Here is a 7,258-nt window from a genome sequence, read left to right as displayed (position 1 = left end):
TTCATCGGAAGCTAACAGATAAGATATGAGTGCCACTGCTCCCAAAAAGACGACTGATATTAAACCTTTTTTTGCAGCGCTAAAGTCGGCAATCATTTGGAATATGCCTGCCAGGATAGCAATACCTGCACCTAAAGCCATTAAAATGTAAGCCCATACAAGGTTGGTGTTAATCCAACTACCCATTGTCGGGTCGGCTTCATTTTCGCTAATGTTAACCATCATTGAAACAATAAGAACAGCCGAGATAATGAGCAGGCCCCACAATACTATGGTAACAATTTTTCTTTCTTTATTCATGGATTTTCTTATTTTTTCAAGTTATGTCTAACCAATAAATCTAAAAATGAAATGGATGCATCTTCCATGTCGTTGACGATGCCGTCAATTTTTGACACACAATAGTTGTAAAAAATCTGCAAAATAATTGCAACTAACAGACCCGAAACAGTTGTAATCAAAGCTACTTTAATACCACCTGCTACGAGTGAGGGAGAGATGTCGCCTGCAACTTCGATAGCATCGAATGCACCAATCATACCAATTACAGTTCCCATAAAACCAAGCATCGGTGCCAGAGCAATAAACAGTCCAATCCAGCTGAGTCCTTTTTCAAGCAAGCCTGCCTGTACACCACCATACGAGATGATTGATTTTTCAACTACATCGATTCCGTGATCGAAACGATCCAGTCCCTGGTAGAAAATACTTGCAACCGGCCCGCGTGTATTACGGCATACATCTTTTGCAGCTTCAACACCACCATTATCAAGTGCTTCTTCAACTTTGACCAACAGCTTCTTGCTATTGCTGGTTGCCATGTTAAGGTAAATTATCCTTTCGATTGCAAAAGCCAATCCTAAAATCAGCGAGATCAAAACAAAAGACATAAATGTAGGGTTACCCTCAATAAATTTTTGTTTTAACTGGCTGTGCAAGGATTTTCCTTCTTCGGCTGCTGCAGCAGCCTCTTCCACAGGATCAGCAGTCATATCAACCTGCTCTGTACTCTCTGCACCCGTTGTTTCTTGGTCAGCGGCCTCATCCTGTGCAACCACAGTGTTCGATGCCATAAAAAACAGCATCCCAAATACTGCTATTAACGCGAATAGTCTTTTCATAATTAATTTAAATTTTTTAATTAATAATTTCCTTGATTTTGATTTTTGTATTACTTATTTCAATTAAATTTCCCGACAAATAACATGTTTTCCCTTTAAATAATCAAATAAATTAAAGTTTATTTGATGTCAAATTACAAACTTATATTTCATTTACCTCCTTTATTTCTATTTTCTGAGCGGAGAGAGGGGGATTCGAACCCCCGATACCGTTTTGCGGTATTCACGCTTTCCAGGCGTGCCAGTTCAGCCACTCCTGCACCTCTCCTGATTTTCCGGCATGCCTCAAAATAGAGGGGTGCAAAATAATAAAAAAATATGAAAAAGAAATAAAGCTAATCACTTATTTCCCCTCTCAAACTCTTATTCAGATACATTTTAATTTCGTTTATGGTCAATCCTCCCTGCCCCAGTAAAAACATCAGTTTTGTAATTGCTGCCTCTGTGGTCATATCGTGGCCAGAAACAACCCCTGCTTTTATGAGATCCAAACTTGTTTCGTACTGCCCCATTGAAACACGTCCGCCCTCGCATTGCGTTACATTCAGTACAATAATATTTCGCCTGATGGCTTTTTTAATGCAGCTAATAAGCCAATGCGTTGTAGGGACATTCCCAGAGCCAAATGTTTCGAGCACTACTCCTTTTAACCCGGGGATACTGAAAATTGAATTAAAAACCTTTTGGTTAATTCCCGGAAATATTTTCAAAATTACAACATTATCATCAAAATTCGTATTGACATTTAGAATTCCCTTATCTTCAGGATAATGAATAAATTCGCTTCGGTACCTGATGTTCACGCCTGCCACAGCGAGTTCCGGATAATTTACTGAACGAAAGGCACTGAACAAATCGGCATCCCGCTTTACTGTACGGTTTCCGCGGTAGAGCTTAAAGTCGAAATAAATGCATACTTCAGGTACCATGCTCATGCCATTTTTACGCGCAGCGGCAATTTCAACCGAGGTAATTAAATTCTCTTTCCCGTCGGTACGCAAAGTGCCTATTGGCAGCTGGGAACCTGTTAAAATAATCGGTTTGTCGAGGTTCCCGAACATGTAACTCAGTGCCGAGGCCGTATAGGCCATGGTGTCGGTTCCGTGCAATACCACAAACCCGTTGAAACGGTTATAATTTTTCTGAATTATTTTGGCAATTTTCCCCCAGTTGCGCGGGCTCATGTTGGATGAATCGAGGGGAGGTGTGAATGTTACTGTTTCGATGTTATAATTGAACTTGTTGAGTTCCGGGATTTCCTCTTTAATCTGATCGAATTTAAACGGCGCAAGAGTGCCGGAGAGCGGATGCTGAACCATGCCAATGGTACCACCTGTATAAATAATCAGTATATAAATTTCCTTCTCTTCAGAATTAGTCATTTGCCCCGTTACAGTTTAACGGCGCAATTTATCAAATTCCGAACAATTGGCGGGCATTTAATGAAGTTATTTCTGCTACCTGTTCTACAGAAATGCCATAAATTTCAGCAACTTTTTTGGCAACAAAAGCAAGGTAGGCACTTTCATTTCTTCTTCCCCGCTTGGGAACCGGTGCCAGGTAGGGAGCATCGGTTTCGAGAACAATATTCTTTATATCAACGTCTTTTAACACCTCATCCAGGTTACTGTTTTTAAAGGTTACCACACCGCCAATTCCCAACAGAAAGCCAATGTCAACCACTTTTTGGGCTTCATCAACGCTTCCTGTAAAGCAATGAAAAATCCCTTTCAAATTACCATCCTGCTCTTCTTTTACAATGGTATAAACTTCCTCGAAAGAATTCCGCAAATGAATGACTATGGGTAAATCCCTTGATTTGGCCAGTTTCACCTGGTGCCTGAAGGCAATCTTTTGTTCCTCTACATATTTCTGCTCCCAGTACAGATCGATTCCAATCTCCCCAATTCCGTAAAAATTTCTTTTATCCAGCCAATATTCCACGGCTTGCAGTTCTTCTTCATAATCTGCTGAAACGGATGTGGGATGCAGCCCCATTAACGGAAAACAAAGATGTGGGTAGGCATTGCTAAGGTCGAGCAAACGCTTAATGGACCCGGAATCAATATTCGGAAGAATTATTTTTTTCACGTCATTGTCGTATGCACGCTGCATAACATCATCAATATCGTGGTTAAAATCTTCCGAATAAATATGTGAGTGTGTATCAATCAGCATGTCGAAAATTCAAATTTCGACAAATGTAAAAAAGTGTTTTATCCTGAAGTTAAATTCAACTTTACCAATAGATTAAATTTTTCATTGCAATCAGGACAAAACACTTTTATTATTGAGAGTGAATTTTTTACAAATTATACTACACCCTGTGCCAGCATAGCATCTGCAACTTTAACAAACCCGCCAATATTGGCTCCTTTTATGTAATCAACTTTATTTCCGTTTTTGCCATAACTCACACACCTTTCATGAATGTCGCTCATAATTAATTTCAGGCGGGCATCCACTTCTTCGCGTGGCCAGCTGATACGCATGCTGTTTTGCGACATTTCGAGGCCTGATACAGCAACACCTCCGGCATTTACTGCTTTTCCGGGAGCATAATCAATATTTTGTGAAAGGTATTCTGCGGCATCGGCCATGCAGCCCATATTTGAAGCTTCTGCCAGCAAGTAACACCCGTTTTTAACCAGTTCTTTTGCATCGCTTAAGTTAACTTCATTTTCGGTGGCACATGGAATCGCCACATTAACAGGCACTTCCCATGGGTGGCGCTCCGGTATAAATTTGGCTCCAAATTCGGCTGCATAGGGTTCCACTACATCGTTGTTAGTGGAGCGGAGTTCGAGCAAATAATCAATTTTATCGCCTGAAACACCTTCAGGATCATAAACATAGCCATCAGGCCCGGAAATGGTAACAACTTTTCCGCCCAGCTCATTAATTTTGGTTATGGCCCCCCAGGCAACATTTCCAAAACCTGAGACAGCAACTTTCTGTCCTTCAATATCTTTACCAATGCGGTGAAGCATGTGCTGTGCAAAATATACAGCACCAAAACCGGTTGCCTCCGGGCGAATAAGGCTACCCCCCCAGCCCAGGCCTTTCCCGGTCATAACTCCTGTAAATTCATTCTTCAGACGTTTATATTGTCCAAACAAATAACCTATCTCGCGGCCGCCAACCCCAATGTCTCCGGCCGGAACATCGGTATTCGGCCCGATATGCCGAAATAATTCGTTCATAAACGACTGGCAGAAACGCATAATTTCGCCGTCCGATTTTCCTTTCGGGCTGAAATCAGAGCCGCCTTTTCCGCCGCCCATTGGTAATGTAGTCAGGCTGTTTTTAAAGGTTTGCTCAAACCCTAAAAATTTAAGAATACTCAAGGTAACGCTGGCGTGGAAACGCAATCCTCCTTTGTATGGCCCGAGTGCTGAATTGAATTCAACGCGATAGCCCCGGTTAACCTGTACCTCGCCGCGGTCGTCAACCCATGGCACACGAAACATGATTACCCGTTCGGGTTCTACCATGCGTTCCAGGATATTTGCCTGCTGGTAACGCGGATTTTTCTGATAAAAATCCCACACGGAACCGATTACTTCTTCTACTGCCTGATGAAACTCTTTTTCTCCGGGAGTCCTGTTTTCAAGCTTTGAAATGAACTCATTTATATCTGCTTTCATTTTATGAATGGTTTTAAAAATTAAAAGTTAAAGTTAGACAACTTATTCATGAAAACAGATGGTTTAAGAGACATGCCACAAAAACACAAAGAACTCAATAACAACAACTTGCAAACCAATAAAAGATGTTAAATAACAGGTTCTGACAATCGTCAGGATTTTGGAAAGCAAAAAAAAGCCTCTCCACTACGGGAAAGGCTTCGATAATAATTAATCAAGAGCAATATTTTACATCATTCCTCCCATACCGCCCATTCCGGGGGCGCCACCGGCTGGCGGGGCAGGAGGATTATCCTCCTTTTCTTCCACAATCACTGCTTCGGTAGTGAGGAACATGCCGGCAATAGAAGCTGCGTTTTCAAGTGCAATACGTGCAACTTTGGCAGGGTCTATCACACCAGTTTCATACAATTGCTGGAATTCATCAACACGTGCGTTGTACCCAAAGTCTCCTTTTCCTTCTCGTACTTTCTGGGCAATAACAGCACCTTCTTTCCCGGCGTTTTCAACAATCTGGCGCAACGGCTCTTCCATGGCGCGAATAACGATATCGATACCAGTTTGCTCGTCGTCGTTATCTCCTTTTAAATCTTTAAGTGCATCGTGTGCACGGAGATATGCAACGCCACCTCCAGGTACAATACCTTCTTCAACGGCTGCACGGGTTGCGCTAAGTGCATCGTCAACGCGGTCTTTTTTCTCTTTCATTTCAACTTCTGAAGATGCGCCAACATAAATTACTGCAACACCACCGGCAAGTTTGGCGAGGCGTTCCTGCAGTTTTTCTTTGTCGTAGTCAGAAGTAGTGGTTTCAATCTGTTTTTTGATTTGTGAAACGCGGGATTCGATAGCTTTCGTGTCGCCTGAACCGTTAACAATAGTTGTATTTTCTTTGTCAACAGTCACTTTTTCAGCTTCGCCCAGCATATCGATGGTGGTCTGTTCCAGTTTCATACCTTTTTCTTCGGTAATAACTGTACCGCCTGTCAAAACAGCGATGTCTTCGAGCATTTCTTTACGACGGTCGCCAAAGCCCGGTGCTTTCACAGCGCAAACTTTAAGTGAGCCACGCAAACGGTTAACTACCAAAGTAGCCAGTGCTTCGCCGTCAACATCTTCAGAAATAATCATCAACGGACGACCATTCTGTGCTGTAGCTTCGAGTATGGGAAGCAAATCCTTCATGGTGCTGATTTTCTTGTCATGAATCAGAATGTAAGGATTTTCCAGGTCGGCTTCCATTTTTTCAGTATCGGTTACAAAGTAAGGAGAAATGTAACCACGGTCGAACTGCATACCTTCAACCACATCAACATAGGTTTCGGTACCTTTCGATTCTTCAATGGTAATAACACCTTCTTTGTGTACTTTCTGCATTGCTTCGGCAATCAACGCTCCAATTGTTTCGTCGTTGTTTGCTGAAACTTTTGCAACCGATTCAATTTTTTTGTAATCGTCGCCAATAGTTTGAGCCTGTTCTTTAAGGTTTTGAACAACCCTTAAAACGGCTTTATCGATACCGCGTTTCAAATCCATCGGGTTTGCACCCGAAGCAACGTTTTTCAGCCCAACAGTAATAATTGACTGTGCCAAAACAGTTGCCGTAGTGGTACCGTCACCGGCATCGTCGCCTGTTTTCGAGGCCACTTCCTTCACCATTTGTGCCCCAAGGTTTTCGTATGCATCGGGTAGTTCAATTTCTTTCGCAACTGTTACACCATCTTTGGTAATTTGAGGTGCACCAAATTTTTTCTCAATAACTACGTTACGTCCTTTGGGCCCGAGTGTTACCCTAACCGCGTTGGACAGTTGGTCAACTCCTGATTTCAGTCTATCACGGGCTTCAATTTCAAATTTAATTTCTTTTGCCATTTTATTTTCTTTTTTGAATTTGTTTGATTATGCAATGTACAAAACGTCGGATTGTGACATCAGCAAATAATCTTCATCGTCAATATTTAACTCTGTACCGGAATATTTGCCATAAACGACAACGTCGCCCACTTTAACTTCCATGGGTTCGTCTTTTTTGTCAGCACCGACCAATACAACAGTTCCCTGTTGTGGTTTTTCTTTTGCTGAATCCGGAATAATAATTCCACTTTTTGTTTTTTCTTCGGCTTCCTGCGGTTTTACCAGGATTTTACCAGCCAGAATTTTACCTTTAAGTTCTGCCATTGTTTTACGTTTTTATAATTAAACATTTTTTTCAAAAATCGACACACAGCTTAATCATATTCTGTGCCAAGCAGCATGAATACTGTTTTTGCAAGGTAAAATGGACAAAATTACATTTTCATTTCAGGCACAACCCCGCATTGCGTTTTCAACAGACTGAAATACAGACACAACAAACAAATGGCAGTAATTATGACAGGGTGGCAGTATAAATGAAAAAATGTATTTTCCTGAAGAAAGTCTTACTCGAAACGGTAATCCATGATATTGCGAAATCCACGCAGGAAATCAGCGGCATTCATGCGTTTTTTC

The 7,258-nt window shown here is 41.7% G+C and carries 7 protein-coding genes and 1 tRNA gene; all 8 read right to left on the bottom strand.

Translation table 11 applies throughout. The features are described 5' to 3' along the window. Positions 1–300 (bottom strand): hypothetical protein (locus ACTCNA_RS17040; RefSeq protein WP_462949144.1); only part of this gene is annotated, 300 nt, incomplete at its 3' end. An 8-nt stretch (positions 301–308) separates the two neighbouring features. After that, positions 309–1,121 carry a MotA/TolQ/ExbB proton channel family protein gene (locus ACTCNA_RS17035; protein ID WP_462949143.1) on the bottom strand — a complete coding sequence of 271 codons (813 nt, stop codon included), beginning with the start codon at positions 1,119–1,121 and terminating at the stop codon, positions 309–311. A 180-nt stretch (positions 1,122–1,301) separates the two neighbouring features. Next, a tRNA-Ser gene (locus ACTCNA_RS17030) sits at positions 1,302–1,389 on the bottom strand. A gap of 67 nt (positions 1,390–1,456) precedes the next feature. Then, entirely contained in the window at positions 1,457–2,503 is a 1,047-nt protein-coding gene (locus ACTCNA_RS17025) for an asparaginase (RefSeq protein WP_462949142.1), read from the bottom strand. A gap of 31 nt (positions 2,504–2,534) precedes the next feature. Beyond that, entirely contained in the window at positions 2,535–3,299 is a 765-nt protein-coding gene (locus ACTCNA_RS17020; RefSeq protein WP_462949141.1) for a TatD family hydrolase, read from the bottom strand. 134 nt (positions 3,300–3,433) lie between these two features. Continuing rightward, on the bottom strand, positions 3,434–4,768 hold the full coding sequence (gdhA, locus tag ACTCNA_RS17015; protein WP_462949140.1) for an NADP-specific glutamate dehydrogenase: 1,335 nt from the start codon (positions 4,766–4,768) through the stop codon (positions 3,434–3,436). 228 nt (positions 4,769–4,996) lie between these two features. Next, the gene (gene groL, locus ACTCNA_RS17010) at positions 4,997–6,640 is read right to left on the bottom strand and encodes a chaperonin GroEL (protein ID WP_462949139.1); all 1,644 of its coding nucleotides are present in this window, start codon (positions 6,638–6,640) and stop codon (positions 4,997–4,999) included. A 27-nt stretch (positions 6,641–6,667) separates the two neighbouring features. Continuing rightward, positions 6,668–6,946 (bottom strand): co-chaperone GroES, encoded by a 279-nt coding sequence (locus ACTCNA_RS17005; RefSeq protein WP_462949138.1) that lies wholly within the window; start codon positions 6,944–6,946, stop codon positions 6,668–6,670. Positions 6,947–7,258: the final 312 nt, after the last annotated feature.

The sequence above is a fragment of the Tangfeifania sp. genome (assembly GCF_055108615.1).
Note: the sequence above shows the minus strand (reverse complement) of the source record. Positions and strands in the feature narration are given on the sequence as shown.